This is a genomic window from Streptomyces sp. NBC_00986 (genome assembly GCF_045162565.1).
Classification (GTDB): domain Bacteria; phylum Actinomycetota; class Actinomycetes; order Streptomycetales; family Streptomycetaceae; genus Streptomyces.
Genome location: NZ_CP108733.1, coordinates 2,618,669 through 2,635,295, shown reverse-complemented (window position 1 = coordinate 2,635,295; position 16,627 = coordinate 2,618,669). Strand labels below are relative to the sequence as shown.

The following is a 16,627-nucleotide window of genomic DNA, read 5'->3' as shown; positions in this document are numbered from 1 at the left end:
CCGGGACGTTAGTGGCTGCCGCTCACATGGTCCATGGGCAGCCACAGGACGGTCCCGGCGGGGGAAGGGTGCTGCGCGGCGAGTTCGTCGTCCGTCAACAGCCGGTCCCAGACGTGGACTTCGTCGATCGACCCGGTGAAGTACTGCATGCTGTCCATGCGTTGGCCGATGTGCACACCGAACGGCGAGTTGCGGCTCACCGAGCCCACGATGTCCGCGGTGCTCACCGTCGTCCCGTCGACGGACAGGCTCAACTGCCCGCCGCCGCGCCGCAGTACGGCCCGGTGCCACTGGCCGTCGTTGTAGGCGCCGGCGGTCACCACGGAGGTGGTGTGGACGGTCGTCGCGCCGACCCGGGTGGTGATCAGCGCCCGGACGTGGTTGCCCGCGGGCTCGCCACGCAGCCACACCTGCGGCTCGGTGGTGCCGACCCCGCCCATCCACAGGAACGGCTGGTCACCGGTCGTCGCGGTGTAGCGGAACCAGAGCGACACCGTGAAGTCCTTTGTCCCCAGCGGGAGTCGGTCGCTGTACGGCAGGCGCACGGCGTCGTCGACGCCGTCGAAGGACAGGGCGCCGCCGGACACGCCGTCTGTCTCCTGGGCGCCGCCGAGCACGGCCGCGCGTTTGGCGTGCGGGGCGAGGTCGGGGGTCGTCGGGTCCGGGCCCCGACGCGGTTGCAGCCAGGCCTCGTCGAAGCGGGCGAAGCGGATCTCGTCGGTCGCGGTCACGGCGCCGCCTTCGTAGAGCAGGCCCACCGTGTCGCCGTCGATGCGCGCCATGTCGGAGTAGCCCGACCAGTCCTTCGTCACGACCGTGCCGCGGTCCACGCTGTCCCAGGTGCGGCCGCCGTCGTAGGAGGAGCGGATCATCATCGTGCGGCGGCGGTCGGGGTCGGCGTCGCAGGCCAGCAGGATGCGGGAGTCGACGCCGAGCGTCGAGCACTGGACCTGCGGGGCGTACAGGTCGGGCAGGGCGCGGAAGGGCGCGGTGAAGCTGTCGCCGCCGTCACGGCTGACCGCCTGGGTGCGCTGCCCGAGGTCGGTGCCGTCCTGCTCACGGCCGCTCACCAGGATCGAACCGTCGGTGCGCTCGGTCAGCGTCACCTCGGACGGCTTCTGCCGCCAGGTCCCATCGGCCGCGATCGGATACGAGTCGGTCGCGCCGATCTTCCAGTGGTCGCCGCCGTCGTCGCTCACGATCAGCGCCGCGTTGTTCGCGGTGACCCGACTCCCGTCCCAGGTCTCGGTGTTGACGCCGAACACGAGCCGGCCCCGGTGCTTGCCGCGGGTGAGCTGGATGCCGTGCACGGGTCCTGTGGCGTACCAGGAGTTCCAGTTCGGGGGCAGGATCTCGTCGCTCAGGTCACGCGGCTGCGACCAGGTGAGACCGTCGTCGTCGCTGTACTGCAGGTGCGGGGTGCGGTCGCAGGGGACCGAGCAACCGGCGCTGTCCGTACGGCCCGTGTTGTACGTCTCGGCGATCAGGATGCGGCCTGTCCTCCGGTCCACGACGGGTGCCGGGTTGCCGTGGGTGTCGCCGCCGCCGTGGTTGACGACCTGCAACGGGCTCCAGGTGACACCGTTGTCCGTGGAGCGCTTGACGACGATGTCGATGTCGGCGGCATCACCGCAGTTGAGGACCCGGCCCTCGGCGAACGCGAGCAGGGTGCCGTCGTCGGTCTTCACCATGGCCGGGATCCGGAAGCAGGCGTAGCCCGCGTCCTGGGGAGCCTTGAAGAGGACCTGTTGGTCGAACTCGGGGGTGGGGGAGGCGGTTTGGGCGGTGGCGTGCGCGTGGCTCGGGAGCATGAGCAGCGCGGCCAGGGTGAGTGCGGCGGTGAGGGTGGATCTCAGACGTGCGCGAAGACTTGACGGCATGGTGGTGCTACCTGCCCTTCATTCGTCTGGACATCCGGACATCCCACGTCCAACGGGCGCGTCACAGACGTTAGTTGGGCCTCCGGCGCCTCACAAGAAGCGTGCAGTGCCCGTCGCCCCATAACTTCGCAACGCCGCATCGGCCGTGACCGAACGTCAGGTTCGGCGGGGTGCCTCAGGGGCGCAGTACGACCTTGCAGAGGTTGCTTGCTCCGCGACTCGATCACCTCGTGCACCTTCGCCGCCTACCGGGTCGAGTAGGCAGTCGACGGGCTCGCCCCACTCCGAACGGTCGTAGGTGATCACCTCGTCGGCGCCCAGGGCGCGCACGAAGTCGCCCTTCGCCGGATCGGAGACCGCGCCCACGATCCACCCGGCACCCCGCGCCTTCGCCAACTGCACGGCGAGATGGCCGACTCCGCTCGCCGCGGCCGTGATCAGCACGGCCTCACCGGGTTCGGGGTGGGCCGCGTCCAGTGCGCCCAGGGCCGCCGGTCCGCTGCGGACGAGCGCGACCGCGTCGACGGCGGAGGCTGAGTCGGGACGGCCGAGGGGCTGAAGATGTGGCACCACGTGGTGCTCTCCACGGTTCGCGGCCTCGCGCCCGTCGCGCAGGCCGACCTCGGCCGCGCTGTGGGGCTCGACCTCAAGGATCTGGTCGGTGTCCTCAACGACCTTCAGGCCGCGGGCTTGGTCGTACGGGAGCCGGACGCGCAGGACCGCCGTAAGAACGCGGTGTCGCTCACGCCGGAGGGGGCACGGCTGCTCAAGCACTGTGAGAAGGCGGCCCGTGCGGCCAACGAGGAACTCCTGGCCCCGCTGTCGGAGGCCGAACGCGACCAGTTCATGGGCCTGTTGATCGGGATTTCCGGTACGGACGGCTGACGGGGGCTAACGTTCCGTCATGACCCCACCCCAGACTGCCGCATCCCGGCCGGCTCTCGACCCCGAGCGCACCGCCCTGGTCCTCGTCGACCTGATGGACCGCATCGTCGCGCTGCCGCTCGAACCGTACAAGGGTCCCGAAGTCCTCGCCGTCGCCGAGGAGTTGGCCGGTGTCTTCCGTTCCGCCGGTGCGCTCGTCGTGCTGATCCGGGTCGAACGTCCCGGCATCGCCGAGCAGCCCGCCGGCAGTGGACTCGCCGACGGGCTGTTCCGGGAAGGGGACCTGGAGATCGTGAAGCGGACGATCGGAGGCTTCCAGGGCACGGGACTTGAGGAGCGGCTGCGTCAACGGAGCGTCGACACCCTGGTGTTCGGCGGGATCGCCACCAACCTCGGCGTGGAGTCCACCGCGCGTGCCGCCGGCGACCTCGGTCACCAACTCGTCTTCGTCGAGGACGCGATGAGCGCGCTCACCGCGGCCGAGCACCAGGCGTCGGTGAAGCTCGACTTTCCGCGGCTGGGGTCGGTGGTGACAGCGGCGGAGGTGCGGTTCGCGCCGGGCGGCTGACCCCGGCGGCGGAGCGGTCAGACGAGGACCGTGCCGCCGTCCACGACCACCGTCGAACCGGTCGTGTAGCCGCCGCGCATCAGATAGAGATACGCCTCGGCGATGTCCTCCGGCTCGCCGATCCGGCCGACCGGCAGCGACCCGGCGGCCGACTCGAACAGCCCGTCCCGGAGCTCGTCGTCCAACTCCCGCCACAGCCCGGTGCGGACCACACCGGGCGCGACCACGTTGACCCGCAGCGGGGCCAGTTCCAGGGCAAGCGCGCGGGTCAGCGACTCCATCGCCCCGCACAGGGCGGCGGCGACGGTCGTGCCCGGCAGCGGCCTGCGTCCGGCGGTGCCCGTGGTCAGGACCACGGAACCGCCCTCCCGGATCGACGGGGCGCCGTACTTCACCGCCGTGTAGGCGCCCCACAGCCGTGTGTCCAGGAAGGCGCGGGCCCGCCCGAGGTCGGACTCGGCGAGGCTCCCCATCAGCAGCGCCTCGCCGGCCGTGTAGACCAGGTGGTCGTAGCCGCCGAGCCCCGCGAAGAACTCCCGTACGGCCTTCTCGTCGCTCGCGTCCAGCACCCGGCCCTCGGCGTCCGCCGGGAGCCGCTTCAGGGCAGCGTCCACGCTCTCCTGCCGGCGCGAGGCGACGACCACCCGGGCGCCCTCCCGCGCGGCCGCCTCCGCGACCGCGAACCCGATCCCCGCAGTACCGCCGATGACGACGATCCGCTGTCCTCGCAGTCCCATGTCCTGCCCCTTTCGGGTTGTGCGCGTTGCTGTGACATCACCCAGCCTGCGGCCGTCGTCGCCCCGCCGTCCAAGACCTCTTTCGGTGGTGGCGATACCCTGAAGGCATCGCCGACGGCGGTACGGGAGGAGCGGCAGCCATGGACCTCGACCTGCGGAAGGTCCGCTACTTCGTGTCGGTGGCCGAGGTGCTGCACTTCGGGCGCGCGGCCGAGCACTTGCACATCGCGCAGCCGGTGTTGAGCCGTCAGATCCGGGCCCTGGAAAAGGACTTGGACGCGACGCTCTTCGAACGTGACAGTCATGGCGTGTCGTTGACGGCGGCTGGGCGTCAACTCCTGGACGACGGCCGCGCGTTGCTCGCCTCGGCGGACGCGACCCGTCGTAGGGTGCATCGGTCCGCGCGGGGTCCGCACCGGCTCGTCATCGGCTTCCGCGCGGGCGTCGTGATCACCCGCACGCTGCGTGCCTACGGCGCCGCCCACCCCGGCATCGAGGTCAAGGCCCGCCGGGTCGAATGGGACGACCAGGAGCAACTGATCCTCGACGGCACCGTCGACCTCGCCTATCTGCGCCGCCCGATCCGCGAGCAGGGCCTCATGCTGCTGCCGCTGTTCACCGAGACCCGGGTCGCGATGCTGCCCGCCGACCACCGCCTCGCCGGCAAGCAGGACCTCGTGCGGGCCGACCTCGACGGCGAGGCCTGGCTGCGGTACGCCAACCCCGGCCCGGACGACGTACCGATCCGCAGCATCGAGGAGAAGTTCGAGGCCGTGGCCTCCGGCGCGGGCATCACCCTCGTCCCCGTCTCCGTCGCCGAGAAGTACTCCCGCCCCGACATCACCTACGTCCCCGTCACCGACGCCGAACCCGACGAGGTGATCCTGGCCTGGGAGGCGGCCCGCCGGTCACCCTTGATCACGGCGTTCGTGGAGACCGCGCAGGGCGCGCGGGGCTGAGGGGACGGGCCCGGGCCGCCGGTGAGGGGGAGGGTGAGGCTGAGGCGGGGCCCCTGCGGCGCAGGGGGCGCTCCCCGCCGGTCGGGGCCCCGCCGCCGTGACGCGGGGCGCGGATCTCAGCCCTGGGCGGCCGCGGCCCGCAGGGCGATGCGGTCCTCGCCCGCGTACACGTTCATGTTGCTGCCCCGCAGGAAACCCACCAGGGTCAGGCCCGTCTCGGCCGCCAGGTCCACGGCCAGCGACGAGGGCGCCGACACCGCCGCCAGCACCGGGATCCCGGCCATCACGGCCTTCTGCGCCAGCTCGAAGGAGGCCCGGCCCGACACCAGCAGGATCACCCGGGACAGCGGCAGGTCGCCGTTCTGCAGGGCACGGCCCACCAGCTTGTCGACCGCGTTGTGCCGGCCCACGTCCTCCCGTACGTCCAGCAGTTCGCCCTCCTCGCTGAACAGGGCCGCCGCGTGCAGACCCCCGGTCCGGTCGAAGACCCGCTGGGCCGCGCGCAGCCGGTCGGGGAGGCCCGCGAGCAGCGAGGGCTCGACACGGACCGGGGGAGTGTCGGCGATGGGCCAGCGCGCCGTCGTACGCACCGCGTCCAGGCTCGCCTTGCCGCACAGACCGCACGAGGACGTCGTATACACGTTCCGCTCCAACGTGATGTCCGGAATGACGACGTCCGGTGAGGTCCGTACGTCCACCACGTTGTACGAGTTCGAACCGTCTACGGTCGCCCCCGCGCAGTACACGATGTTCTGCAGATCGTATGCGTTCGCCAGTACGCCTTCGCTGACCAGGAACCCGGCCGCGAGCGCGAAGTCGTCACCGGGGGTGCGCATGGTGATCGCGAGCGGCTTGCCGTTGAGCCGGATCTCCAGGGGTTCCTCGGCGACGAGCGTGTCCGGGCGGGTGGTGACCACCCCGTCCCGGATCCGGATCACCTTGCGTCGTTCCGTGACTCGTCCCATGTCCTGATCAGCCCCGGTTCTGTACGTGCTGGTGGCCGAAACGGCCCTTGCTGCGGAGAGTGCCGCGGGTCACCGGGTCGTCGTGCGGCGAGGTGACCCGCTCGCTCTCATTGTCCTGCATGTGCGGAGCGAGCTCACGGCCGCTCGCCTCTTCTCACGCGGCACTCCTCAGCGCGAGCAGGTCCGAGATGGCGTGCACCGTGCGCAGGGTGGGCACGTCCACGCCGGTGATCTCCGCCAACTCGACCACGGCCGCGAGGAGTACGTCGAGTTCGAGCGGCTTGCCGCGCTCCAGGTCCTGGAGGGTCGAGGTGCGGTGGTCACCGACGCGTTCCGCGCCCGCGAGCCGCCGTTCGATGGAGACGCCGACCTCGCAGCCCAGGGCCTCGGCGACGGACAGCGTCTCGGTCATCATGATCTCGATGACCTTGCGGGTGCCTCCGTGCAGACACATCTGCCGCATGGTGGCGCGGGCCAGCGCGCTGATCGGGTTGAAGGAGATGTTGCCGAGCAGCTTGAGCCAGATGTCGTTGCGCAGCTCCGGCTCGACCGGGCACTTCAGCCCGCCCGCCCGTATGGCCTCGCTCAGTGCCAGACAGCGCGCCGAGATGCTGCGATCGGGCTCGCCGACGGAGAACCGGGTGCCTTCGAGATGGCGGACGACTCCCGGTCCCGCAAGCTCCGTTGCCGCGTAGACGACACAGCCGACGGCCCGTTCGGGCGCGAGCACCGCACTGACCGCGCCGTCCGGGTCCACACTCTCGATGCGCTGCCCGTCGTAGGGGCCGCCGTGTGCGTGGAAGTACCACCAGGGGATGCCGTTCTGGGCGGCCACGACCGCCGTGGTGCCGTGCAGCAGAGGCTCGACCAACGGCCCGCACGCCGCGTACGAGTTGGCCTTCAGGCCGAGCAGGACGAAGTCGACCGGGCCGATCTCGGCCGGGTCGTCGGTGGCATGGACGCGGGCGGTGAAGTCGCCGCGCGGGCTGAGGACCTGGACACCGTGCTGCCTCATGGCCGCGAGATGCGGTCCACGGGCGACGAGATGCACATCGGCGCCCGCACGGTGCAGCGCGGCGCCGACATAGGCGCCGATCGCACCGGCGCCGAGGACTGCGACTCTCACTGGAGACTCTCCGTTCGGTCGAGGGAGTACCGCGGAGGTGGGTGCCGTCCGAGCAGTGCCAGGCAGTGCCGGACAGCGCTGGGCGGCGCCGAACAGTGTCGACTGAATATTGTCTACAGTATGGAGGATGGGTCGGCAAGGGTTCGGACAGGGACTGTGCCTGGTTCGGACCGGGACTGTGCACTGTGCCCCTGATCGTGCTGTATCCCTGAGCCCACGGGCCGGGCCGCGCTAGCGTCGGGCCCATGATCGTATGGCTCAACGGCACCCACGGCGCGGGCAAGACGACGACCAGCCCGCTCGTGCAGCAACTGATCCCGGATTCACGGGTGTTCGACGCCGAGAAGGTCGGCGAGACGCTCATGGACATCACGCCGGGGCTGCCCGCGACGGACAACTTCCAGCACTGGCCGCCGTGGCGGCCGCTCGTCGTCGAGACCGCCCGCCGCGTGCTCGACTACACCGGCGGCACGCTGGTGGTGCCCATGACGGTCCTGGTCGAGCGGTACTGGCGAGAGATCAGCGCGGGCCTCGCCCAACACGCCATCCCGGTACGGCACTTCGTCCTCCACGCCGACCAGGACACGCTCCGCGGACGCATCGCGGGTGACACCGTCCTCGGCCCCGACTCCCCGTTCCGTCTGCAATACCTGGAGCCCTACGCCGAGGCGGCCCGCACCTGGCTGCACCGTGAGGCCGAGGTCGTCGACACCACGCACCTCACCCCTGCCGAGGCCGCCCAGCGGATCGCGGCGTCCGTCCAGGGCTGAGGCCGGCCCGCCAGAGGAGAACAGGCGCGGGAGAGGGGCGAGTTCAGGCGTGAGAACCGGCGTGGGAACGGGAGTTGGAACTCCGCGGCGACCGTTCGGCGCACTCTGCATACCGTTCATCGCATACGGTCGACGCGCCGCCTTCTCAACTCCCTTGCCACTCCCTACCGTCCGGGATCATGAGTCCCCCAGTCGCACCCCCGGCGTGGAGCCGCTGGCTGGTTCCGCCCGCCGCACTCTCGGTACACCTCTCCATCGGCCAGGCCTACGCCTGGAGCGTCTTCAAGCCGCCGCTCGAGTCCTCACTGAACCTCAGCGGTACACAGAGCGCCCTGCCCTTCCAGCTCGCGATCGTCATGCTCGGCCTGTCGGCCGCGTTCGGCGGCACCCTCGTCGAACGCAACGGGCCGCGCTGGGCGATGACCGTCGCCCTGATCTGCTTCTCCTCCGGCTTCCTGATCTCCGCGCTCGGAGCGGAGACGAAACAGTTCTGGCTGATCGTCCTCGGCTACGGCTTCGTCGGCGGGATCGGCCTCGGCATCGGCTACATCTCGCCGGTCTCGACCCTGATCAAGTGGTTCCCGGACCGCCCCGGCATGGCCACCGGCATCGCCATCATGGGCTTCGGCGGCGGCGCGCTCATCGCCTCCCCGTGGTCGGCCCAGATGCTGAAGTCGTTCGGCTCCGACAACACCGGCATCGCCCAGTCGTTCCTCGTACTCGGTCTTTCGTATGCGGTATTCATGACACTCGGCGTGTTCCTCGTGCGGGTTCCGCGCATCGACGACCACAAGGACACAGCGACCGCGCCCAGCGTCCTCTCGGGCGTGCAGGTCTCGGCCAACAGTGCTGTCCGCACCCCGCAGTTCTGGTGCCTGTGGGTCGTCCTGTGCATGAACGTGACCGCGGGCATCGGCATCCTGGAGAAGGCCGCCCCGATGATCACGGACTTCTTCGCGGACACCTCCACCCCGGTCACGGTGTCGGCCGCCGCCGGTTTCGTCGCGCTGCTCTCCGCCGCCAACATGGCGGGACGCATCGGCTGGTCCTCGACCTCCGACCTGATCGGCCGCAAGAACATCTACCGCGTCTACCTCGGCGTCGGCGCGGTCATGTACGCGCTCATCGCGCTGTTCGGCGACTCCTCGAAGCCGCTGTTCATCCTGTGCGCGCTGGTCATCCTCTCCTTCTACGGCGGCGGCTTCGCGACCGTACCCGCGTACCTGAAGGACCTCTTCGGGACCTACCAGGTCGGCGCGATCCACGGCCGGCTGCTCACTGCCTGGTCCCTGGCCGGTGTCCTCGGACCGCTGATCGTGAACTGGATCGCCGACCACCAGAAGGCCGCCGGCAAACACGGCGCGTCCCTCTACGACACGTCCTTCATCATCATGATCGGGCTGCTCGTCATCGGTTTCGTCGCCAACGAACTGGTCAAGCCCGTCGACGCCCGCCACCACATCCCCGCCCCGAGGGAGGCCGCCGATGTCGAACGACAGCAGTCAGAGTCCGCCTGACCGGCGGCCGCTCATCGCCTTCGCCTGGCTCTGGGTGGGCGCACCGCTCGTGTACGGCCTGTACGAACTCGTCCTCAAGGCGAAGCAGCTGTTCACCGGCTGAATGTTCGGGCGACACCGTCAATCACAGGATGGATGACAGAAGCCGACAACCCGGACCGTTGTTTCCTGTGGCATCACCTGCCGTCGTACCCGCGAGTCACTGGCAAGACTGGTGGATCCCGCTACCCAAGGCAACGAGGGGGACCACCCAATGAACGGCACGCGGATCGCCGCCGTCGGCCACTACCAGCCCGCCAAGGTACTCACCAACGAGGACCTGGCGGGCATGGTCGACACCAGCCACGAGTGGATCACCTCCCGGGTGGGCATCCAGACCCGCCACATCGCCGGGCCCGACGAACCCGTGGACGAACTGGCCGCGCACGCCGCCGCCAAGGCCCTCGCCGCCGCGGGCCTGACGCCCGGGGACATCGACCTGGTCCTGGTCGCCACCTCCACGGCCATCGACCGCTCCCCGAACATGGCCGCGCGCGTCGCCGCCCGCCTCGGCATCCCCTCGCCGGCCGCCATGGACATCAACGTCGTGTGCGCCGGCTTCACCCACGCCCTGGCCACCGCCGACCACACCGTCCGCGCGGGAGCGGCCACCCGGGCCCTGGTCATCGGCGCCGACAAGATGTCCGAGGTCACCGACTGGAGCGACCGTACGACCTGTGTCCTCGTCGGCGACGGAGCGGGGGCCGCCGTCGTCGAGGCCGCCGACGAACCCGGCATCGGACCGGTGCTGTGGGGCTCCGTGCCCGAGATGGGGCACGCGGTACGGATCGAGGGCACGCCCCCGCGGTTCGCACAGGAGGGCCAGAGCGTCTACCGCTGGGCCACCACCCAGCTCCCGCCGATCGCCCGCAAGGCCTGCGAGAAGGCGGGCCTGACCCCGGCCGACCTCGCCGGTGTCGTCCTCCACCAGGCGAACCTGCGCATCATCGAGCCCCTCGCCGAGAAGATCGGCGCCGTCAACGCGGTCGTCGCCCGCGATGTCGTCCAATCGGGCAACACCTCGGCCGCCAGCATCCCGCTCGCCTTCTCGAAACTCGTCGAACAGGGCGCCGTCCGCACCGGCGACCCCGTCCTGCTGTTCGGCTTCGGCGGGAACCTGTCCTACGCCGGCCAGGTCGTCCGGTGCCCGTGACCTGCGCACCCGCTCAGGTGTGACCTTGGATGTGACGAGGTCGACTCCCGCACCCTCTGGCTACTGTGCGCCGTAGACTGTAGACGATAGACAATCAATACTTGGTCGTACGGCCATGTACGGCGACTGTCCGCTGGCTACTGTCCACTGTCTGCAAAGTGCCGATGTTGCCCAGGAGGGGGACCGCGATGTTGTCGCAAGGACTGCCGCAGGGGGCGGTGCCCAAACTCGAACGCCCGGGCCCGCTGCGCGACCGCGTCTACGAGGCGCTGCTCGAGCTCATCACCACGCGCGCCCTGCAGCCCGGCCAGCATCTGGTCGAGAGCGAACTCGCCGGGCACCTGGGAGTGTCCCGGCAGCCGGTGCGCGAGGCGCTGCAGCGGCTCAACACCGAGGGCTGGGTCGATCTGCGGCCCGCCCAGGGCGCGTTCGTGCACGAGCCGACGGAGGAGGAGGCCGACCAACTCCTCACCGTGCGCACGCTGTTGGAGGCCGAGGCCGCCCGGCTCGCCGCCGTCAACGCGGGCAGCGCTGGCATCGCCGTCCTGGAGGAGCTGTGCGCGGAGGGCGAGCGCGCGGTCGACGCCGACGACGTGGACGCCGCCGTCGCCATGAACGCCCGCTTCCACGCGAAGGTCATGGAGCTCGCGGGCAACGCCGTCCTCGCCGAACTCGCCGCGCAGGTCGACCGCCGGGTCCGCTGGTACTACACGCCGGTGGCCCGCCAGCGCGGCCTGTCGTCCTGGATCGAGCACCGCCGCCTGATCGACGCGATCACCGCCCGCGACGAGCTGCGCGCCGGCCTGCTGATGCGCGAACACACCGAGCACACCCGGCGGTCGTACCACGAGCGTGCCAAGTCCTGAGCCTGCGGCGGCTGTTGATGTAGCGGCGCTCGGCGCCGACGTGGCGCGATGGCCCTCCCGACCGGGGAGGGCCACCAGGTGGGCCGACGACAGTGACGTACGAACTGTCAGGCCGCGGGCTGCGGTTGGGGAGCCTGCGTCAACTCCCTGTCCCCGCGCCCTGGTTGACGGAGCAGCAACGCGATCGCCGCCGCCACCATCGAGACCCCACCCGCGAGTGCGTACGCGCCGTTGTAGCCCCAGGCCGCGACCACCATCGAGCCGAGGCCGCCGCCGAAGAGGCCGCTGACGAGCTTTCCGCTGTACACCAGGCCGTAGTTGGTGGCGTTGAAGTTCTCGCCGAAGTAGTCCGGGGTCAGGGCGGCGAACATCGGGTAGAACGCGCCGCCGCCGAAGCCGGAGAGGAAGGCGAAGAACAGGAACAGCCACTCGCTGCGCAGATGGCCGGCCCAGATCACGCCGAACTGGGCGAGGCCCAGGACCAAGATGACGAAGACCAGGGTGAGTTTGCGGCCCCACAGGTCGGAAAGCCAGCCGACGACGGCGCGGCCGATGCCGTTGATGACGGCCATGATGCCCATCGAGGACGCCGCCACCAGCGGGCCGAAGCCGACGTCCTTGGCGAAGTCGACCTGGAAGGAGATGCCGAAGATCGACACCCCGGCGGTCAGCACGATGGACAGCCACATCAGGGGCAGCATGCCGGTACGGATGGCCTCCTTGGGGGTGAACTGCTTTACGGCGGGCGGGTTCTTGGCGAGGCTCGTCGCGCTCTTGTCGTTGCCGCCGTAGGTCAGCGGGTCGATGTCGGCGGGCCACCAGTTCTGCGGCGGGTCCTTGAAGAAGAACGCGCAGCCGAACACCACGATCAGGATGTAACACCCGATCAGATCCAGGACCCGGTGGTAATTCCCGGTGTCGAAGGCGTAGTTGAAGATGAAGATGAACGGCAGCGAGCCGTACGCGAAGCCGCCGTTGACGAACCCGGTGCGGGCGCCCCGCCGTTCGGGGAACCACTTGCCGACCATGTTGATGCAGGTCGCGTAGACCAGGCCCGCGCCTATTCCGCCGATGACGCCGAAGCCGATGATCGCCAACCACACGTTGTCCAGGTGGGACAGGGCGAGGAAGCCGAGGACGCACATCACGGAGCCGGCGTACATCGCCCTGCGGGCCGACAGGATGCCCTTCTCCCGCATCCAGCCCGCCGGGAAGGCGATGCCGGCCTGGAAGAAGACCCAAATGCTCAGGATCCAGAAGGTGTTGCTCTGCGACCAGCCGTGCGCGCTGGACAGGGTGTCCTCCGCGGAGCCGTACGCGTACTCGAAGACACTGATCGCCATCATGGCGATCCACGGCAGATAGATCATGATCTTTCGCGAGTGGCCGAGGATGTCCCGGTCGGTCTCGCCGACGCGGTAGACGCGGCCGTGGGCGTCGGTCACTTCACGGTAGGGACGGTTCGCGGCGCCGGATTCGTTCGTGGTGATGGGATCTGCGGTCATGTCACGCCATCTCCTCGCCGAGCGGGTGCGGATTGGGCACGATGCGCCGGGCGTCGGGCCTGCCCGGAGCCTTGAGGAAGAGCGCCAGCACCGCGGAGGCCAGGCCCACCGAACCGGCCAGGACGAACGCGCCGTGGTAGTCCCACTCACCCACGACGACCGCGCCCAGACCGGAGCCGACGAGCCCCGAGATCAGCTTCGAGCTGTAGACCATCCCGTAGTTGCTGGCGTTGTTGTTCTCACCGAAGTAGTCGGCCGTCATGGCCGCGAACAGCGGGAAGATCGCCCCGCCGCCGAAACCCGAGACCATGGAACAGAACAGGAAGAACGGCATGCTGCCCATCTGGCCCGAGACCAGCACCCCGAACTGGGCCGTACCGAGCACGAGACACACGATGATCAGCGTGTGGCGGCGGCCGTAGCGGTCGGAGATCCAGCCGATGACACCGCGCCCGGTGCCGTTCACGATCGCCTTGAGGGACATCGCCGTGGCCACGATCCCGCCCGCGAAGCCCATGTCCTTGCCGAACGGGACCTGGAAGGCGATGCCGAAGATGTTGATGCCGGCCGTGCACAGCAGACAGAACCACATCATCCAGAGCACGGGGGTACGGGCGGCCTCCTTGGGTGTGTACTGCTTGACGGCCGGCGGGTTCTTCTCCAACGCCCGCCGGATCCTGGGGTCTTGGGCCGCTGTGAGCGGATCGACGTGCGCGGGCCACCAGTTCTTCGGCGGATCGCGGAAGAACCAGCCGGCCGACGCGACCACCAGACACAGTCCTACGCCGACCAGGCTCAGCAGCACTTTGTAGTTGCCGAGGTCGAGCACGGAGGTGAACAGGAACACGAACGGCACGGAGCCGTAGGCGAATCCGCCGTTGACGAAGCCCGTCTTGCCGCCCTTGCGCTCCGGATACCACTTGCCGACCATGTTCACGCAGGTCGCATACACCAGACCGGCGCCGATACCGCTGCACATGCCGAAGCCGAAGTAGGCGACGAGCACGTTCGGTGCGAAGGCGAGTGCCAGATAGCCCAGCAGGGTGCCGAGCGCGCCGATCAACATGGCCGTACGGGCGGGGAGTTGGCCGCTCTCCCGCAACCGCCCGGCCGGGAAGGCCACGGCCGCCTGGAAGAACACCCAGACGCCCATCAGCCAGAAGATGTGCCCACTGCTCCACAGATGCGCGTCGTGGAGCGTGTCCTCCGCCGACGTGAACGCGTACTCGGCGGAGCTGATGCCCATCATGCCCACCCAGGGCAGGACGACCATCCACTTGCGCGCCCGGCCCATGATGTCGACATCGGATTCACCGATGCGGTACACACGGCCGTGACGGTCCGTCACCTCCCTGTAGGGGACGGACGTTTGGTAGTCCGTTGTTGCCATCGCTCAGTGCCCCTTGCGTCGAAAGTCTGGCCAGCGCCCCCTGTCCAATGCCTTTCGCGTGCGCACGGGTCCCCGGGGCCGGCCGACCGCACTGTCGGCCGGCCCCGCGTCGGCTCACGTCATGAACCACCGCCCAACAGCCCTGCCGCGCGCGCCCATTGGTACTTCGCGCCGAGCACCGCCACCGGCTTCTCGGTCGTGTACGGGTACGCCACGACCCCGCGCTCGTACAGGTACTGGCAGGCCTCCTCGACCTCGACGTCACCCGCGAGCGACGCCACCACCGGCTTCTCGATGCCGCGTTGCTTGAACTCGGCGACCACGCGCGCGGTGAGTTCCGCGAAGACCATCGGGGGAGTGACGATGGTGTGCCAGTAGCCGAGCACCAGCGCGTGGATCCGCGGGTCTTCCAGCCCGAGCCGGATCGTTGCCTCGTACGTCGACGGAGGCTCGCCCCCGGTGATGTCGACCGGGTTGCCCGCGGCACCGAAGGGCGGGATGAACTTCCGGAAGGACGCGTCCAGATCGGCCGGAATCTCCATCAGGGAGAGACCGTTGTCGGTCACCGCGTCGGAGAGCAGTACGCCACTGCCGCCGGCGCCGGTGATGATGACGACGTTGTCTCCCTGGGGAGTCGGCAGCACCGGCAGCCCGCGCGCGTACTCCAGCATGTCGTTGAGCCCGGGGGCCCGGATGACACCGGCCTGCTTGAGGATGTCGCTGTACACCGCGTCGTCGCCGGCCAGCGCGCCCGTGTGCGAGCCGGCGGCCTTCGCACCCGCGGCCGTACGACCCGCTTTGAGCACCACAACTGGCTTACGGGGTACGGTCTTTCGGGCCGCCTCGACGAACGCGCGGCCGTCCTTGAGGTCCTCCAGGTGCATCGCGATGCACTCGGTGTGCGGGTCCTCGCCGAACCAGGTCAGCAGGTCGTCCTCGTCCAGGTCCGACTTGTTGCCGAGCCCGACGATCGCCGACACCCCCGTCTTCGTGGTCCGCGCGAACCCGAGGATCGCCATCCCGATGCCACCGGACTGCGAGGTCAGCGCCACCCCGCCCTTCACGTCGTACGGCGTGCAGAACGTGGCGCACAGGTCGTGCCAGGTGGAGTAGTAGCCGTAGATGTTCGGTCCGAGGAGGCGGACGCCGTAACGCTCGGCGATCTCGACTATCTCTTCCTGGAGTTGGACCTCACCGGTCTCCGCGAAGCCGGAGGGGATGAGGACGGCGTTGGGGATGTTCTTGCGACCCACCTCCTCCAGTGCCGCTGCCACGAACTTGGCGGGAATGGCGAAGACGGCCACATCCACCTCACCGGGAACGTCCGTGACACTCTTGTACGCCTTGCGGCCGAGAATGTCATCGGCCTTGGGGTTCACCGGATGGATCTCCCCGGCGAAGCCGCCGTCGACGAGGTTGCGCATCACCGAATTGCCGATCTTGCCCTGCTCGTTCGAGGCACCGATCACGGCGACCGAGGTCGGCTCCATGAGACGGCGCATGGTCGTCAGGATCTCGTCGCGTGTATACCGTCGACGAGGTACCGGCTGCGACTCGGCGAGGATCACCCGGATGTCCGCCGCGACCGCGCCCTCCGGAGTCGCGATCACCGGGTTGAGGTCCACCTCGGCGATCTCCGGGAAGTCCGCGACCAGTTGGGACACCCGGCGGATCTGCTCGGCGATCGCCCACCGGTCGACCGCCGCCTGCCCGCGCACTCCGCGCAGGATCTCCGCCGCGCGGATCGAGTCCAGCATCGAGAGCGCCTCGTCCGGGGTCACGGGAGCGAGCCGGAACGTCACGTCCTTCAGCACCTCGACGAGCACCCCGCCGAGCCCGAATGCGACCACCTTCCCGAACGTCGGGTCGGTCACCGCTCCGACGATGACCTCCTGGCCCTGGGGCAGCAACTCCTGCACCTGGACGCCCTCGATGCGGGCGTCGGCGTCGTACGCCCGCGCGTTGTCGACGATCCTGTGGAACGCGGCCCGGACGTCCGCCGCGCCCTCCACCCCGACGATCACTCCGCCGGCGTCGGTCTTGTGCAGGATGTCGGGGGAGACGATCTTCATCACCACCGGCCCGCCGAACCGGGCCGCGTACGCCACGGCCTCGTCGACGTCCGTCGCCAACTCCTCACCCGGTACGGCGATCCCGTACGCGTCGGCGATCACCTTGCCCTCCGGCGCGGTCAGCGCGAACCGTCCCTCGGCCCGCACGGAGTCGAGGAGTGCGCGCACCTTCAGGACCCGGTCCTCTGCCATCAC

14 protein-coding genes and 3 pseudogenes are annotated in these 16,627 nt (G+C 69.5%); 8 read left to right on the top strand and 9 right to left on the bottom strand.

Translation table 11 applies throughout. The annotated features are described in order from the left end of the window. Positions 1-8: 8 nt before the first annotated feature. A complete protein-coding gene (locus OG504_RS11525) occupies positions 9-1,880 on the bottom strand; it encodes an exo-alpha-sialidase (protein ID WP_405989724.1) in 1,872 nt (623 codons plus the stop codon). A 237-nt stretch (positions 1,881-2,117) separates the two neighbouring features. Beyond that, a pseudogene (locus OG504_RS11520) lies at positions 2,118-2,423 on the bottom strand (zinc-binding dehydrogenase); the annotation flags it as partial. Between the two features lie 3 nt (positions 2,424-2,426). Here OG504_RS11520 and OG504_RS11515 point away from each other — a divergent pair. Continuing rightward, positions 2,427-2,765: pseudogene (locus tag OG504_RS11515) on the top strand (MarR family winged helix-turn-helix transcriptional regulator); the annotation flags it as partial. A 19-nt stretch (positions 2,766-2,784) separates the two neighbouring features. Then, a complete protein-coding gene (locus tag OG504_RS11510) occupies positions 2,785-3,333 on the top strand; it encodes an isochorismatase family protein (protein WP_405989723.1) in 549 nt (182 codons plus the stop codon). Between the two features lie 17 nt (positions 3,334-3,350). On the opposite strand, the gene OG504_RS11505 is transcribed toward OG504_RS11510, so the two are convergent. After that, a complete protein-coding gene (locus OG504_RS11505; protein ID WP_405989722.1) occupies positions 3,351-4,070 on the bottom strand; it encodes an SDR family oxidoreductase in 720 nt (239 codons plus the stop codon). A gap of 140 nt (positions 4,071-4,210) precedes the next feature. On the opposite strand from OG504_RS11505, the gene OG504_RS11500 reads away from it, so the two are divergent. After that, a complete protein-coding gene (locus tag OG504_RS11500; protein ID WP_405989721.1) occupies positions 4,211-5,029 on the top strand; it encodes a LysR family transcriptional regulator in 819 nt (272 codons plus the stop codon). 116 nt (positions 5,030-5,145) lie between these two features. Here OG504_RS11500 and fdhD read toward each other — a convergent pair whose 3' ends face one another. The 3 genes and pseudogenes from fdhD to OG504_RS11485 all read right to left on the bottom strand — a co-directional run bounded on the left by fdhD (position 5,146) and on the right by OG504_RS11485 (position 7,120). After that, complete coding sequence (gene fdhD / locus OG504_RS11495; RefSeq protein WP_405989720.1) at positions 5,146-5,994, bottom strand: formate dehydrogenase accessory sulfurtransferase FdhD; 849 nt, start codon at positions 5,992-5,994, stop codon at positions 5,146-5,148. 7 nt (positions 5,995-6,001) lie between these two features. Further along, positions 6,002-6,121 (bottom strand): annotated as a pseudogene (locus OG504_RS11490) (Fe-S-binding domain-containing protein); the annotation flags it as partial. Positions 6,122-6,148: 27 nt separating this feature from the next. Next, complete coding sequence (locus OG504_RS11485) at positions 6,149-7,120, bottom strand: 2-dehydropantoate 2-reductase (RefSeq protein ID WP_405989719.1); 972 nt, start codon at positions 7,118-7,120, stop codon at positions 6,149-6,151. 245 nt (positions 7,121-7,365) lie between these two features. Between OG504_RS11485 and OG504_RS11480 the strand changes: the two genes are divergently transcribed. From OG504_RS11480 to OG504_RS11460, 5 genes are all read left to right on the top strand, one after another. Next, positions 7,366-7,890 (top strand): ATP-binding protein, encoded by a 525-nt coding sequence (locus tag OG504_RS11480; protein WP_405989718.1) that lies wholly within the window; start codon positions 7,366-7,368, stop codon positions 7,888-7,890. A 179-nt stretch (positions 7,891-8,069) separates the two neighbouring features. Continuing rightward, positions 8,070-9,407 carry an OFA family MFS transporter gene (locus tag OG504_RS11475; RefSeq protein ID WP_405989717.1) on the top strand — a complete coding sequence of 446 codons (1,338 nt, stop codon included), beginning with the start codon at positions 8,070-8,072 and terminating at the stop codon, positions 9,405-9,407. Further along, the gene (locus OG504_RS11470; protein ID WP_019065011.1) at positions 9,376-9,510 is read left to right on the top strand and encodes a hypothetical protein; all 135 of its coding nucleotides are present in this window, start codon (positions 9,376-9,378) and stop codon (positions 9,508-9,510) included. The genes OG504_RS11475 and OG504_RS11470 overlap by 32 nt, the downstream gene beginning before the upstream one ends. Positions 9,511-9,660: 150 nt before the next feature. After that, positions 9,661-10,599: a beta-ketoacyl-ACP synthase III gene (locus OG504_RS11465; protein WP_405989716.1), complete on the top strand. Its 939-nt coding sequence runs from the start codon at positions 9,661-9,663 to the stop codon at positions 10,597-10,599. 188 nt (positions 10,600-10,787) lie between these two features. Then, complete coding sequence (locus tag OG504_RS11460) at positions 10,788-11,465, top strand: GntR family transcriptional regulator (RefSeq protein ID WP_405989715.1); 678 nt, start codon at positions 10,788-10,790, stop codon at positions 11,463-11,465. A gap of 107 nt (positions 11,466-11,572) precedes the next feature. On the opposite strand, the gene OG504_RS11455 is transcribed toward OG504_RS11460, so the two are convergent. The 3 genes from OG504_RS11455 to OG504_RS11445 all read right to left on the bottom strand — a co-directional run bounded on the left by OG504_RS11455 (position 11,573) and on the right by OG504_RS11445 (position 16,624). After that, on the bottom strand, positions 11,573-12,970 hold the full coding sequence (locus tag OG504_RS11455) for an OFA family MFS transporter (protein WP_405989714.1): 1,398 nt from the start codon (positions 12,968-12,970) through the stop codon (positions 11,573-11,575). Position 12,971: 1 nt separating this feature from the next. Beyond that, positions 12,972-14,360, bottom strand: coding sequence for an OFA family MFS transporter (locus OG504_RS11450; protein WP_405989713.1), 1,389 nt, complete (start codon positions 14,358-14,360; stop codon positions 12,972-12,974). A 119-nt stretch (positions 14,361-14,479) separates the two neighbouring features. After that, positions 14,480-16,624 carry an acetate--CoA ligase family protein gene (locus OG504_RS11445; RefSeq protein WP_405989712.1) on the bottom strand — a complete coding sequence of 715 codons (2,145 nt, stop codon included), beginning with the start codon at positions 16,622-16,624 and terminating at the stop codon, positions 14,480-14,482. Between the last annotated feature and the right edge of the window lie 3 nt (positions 16,625-16,627).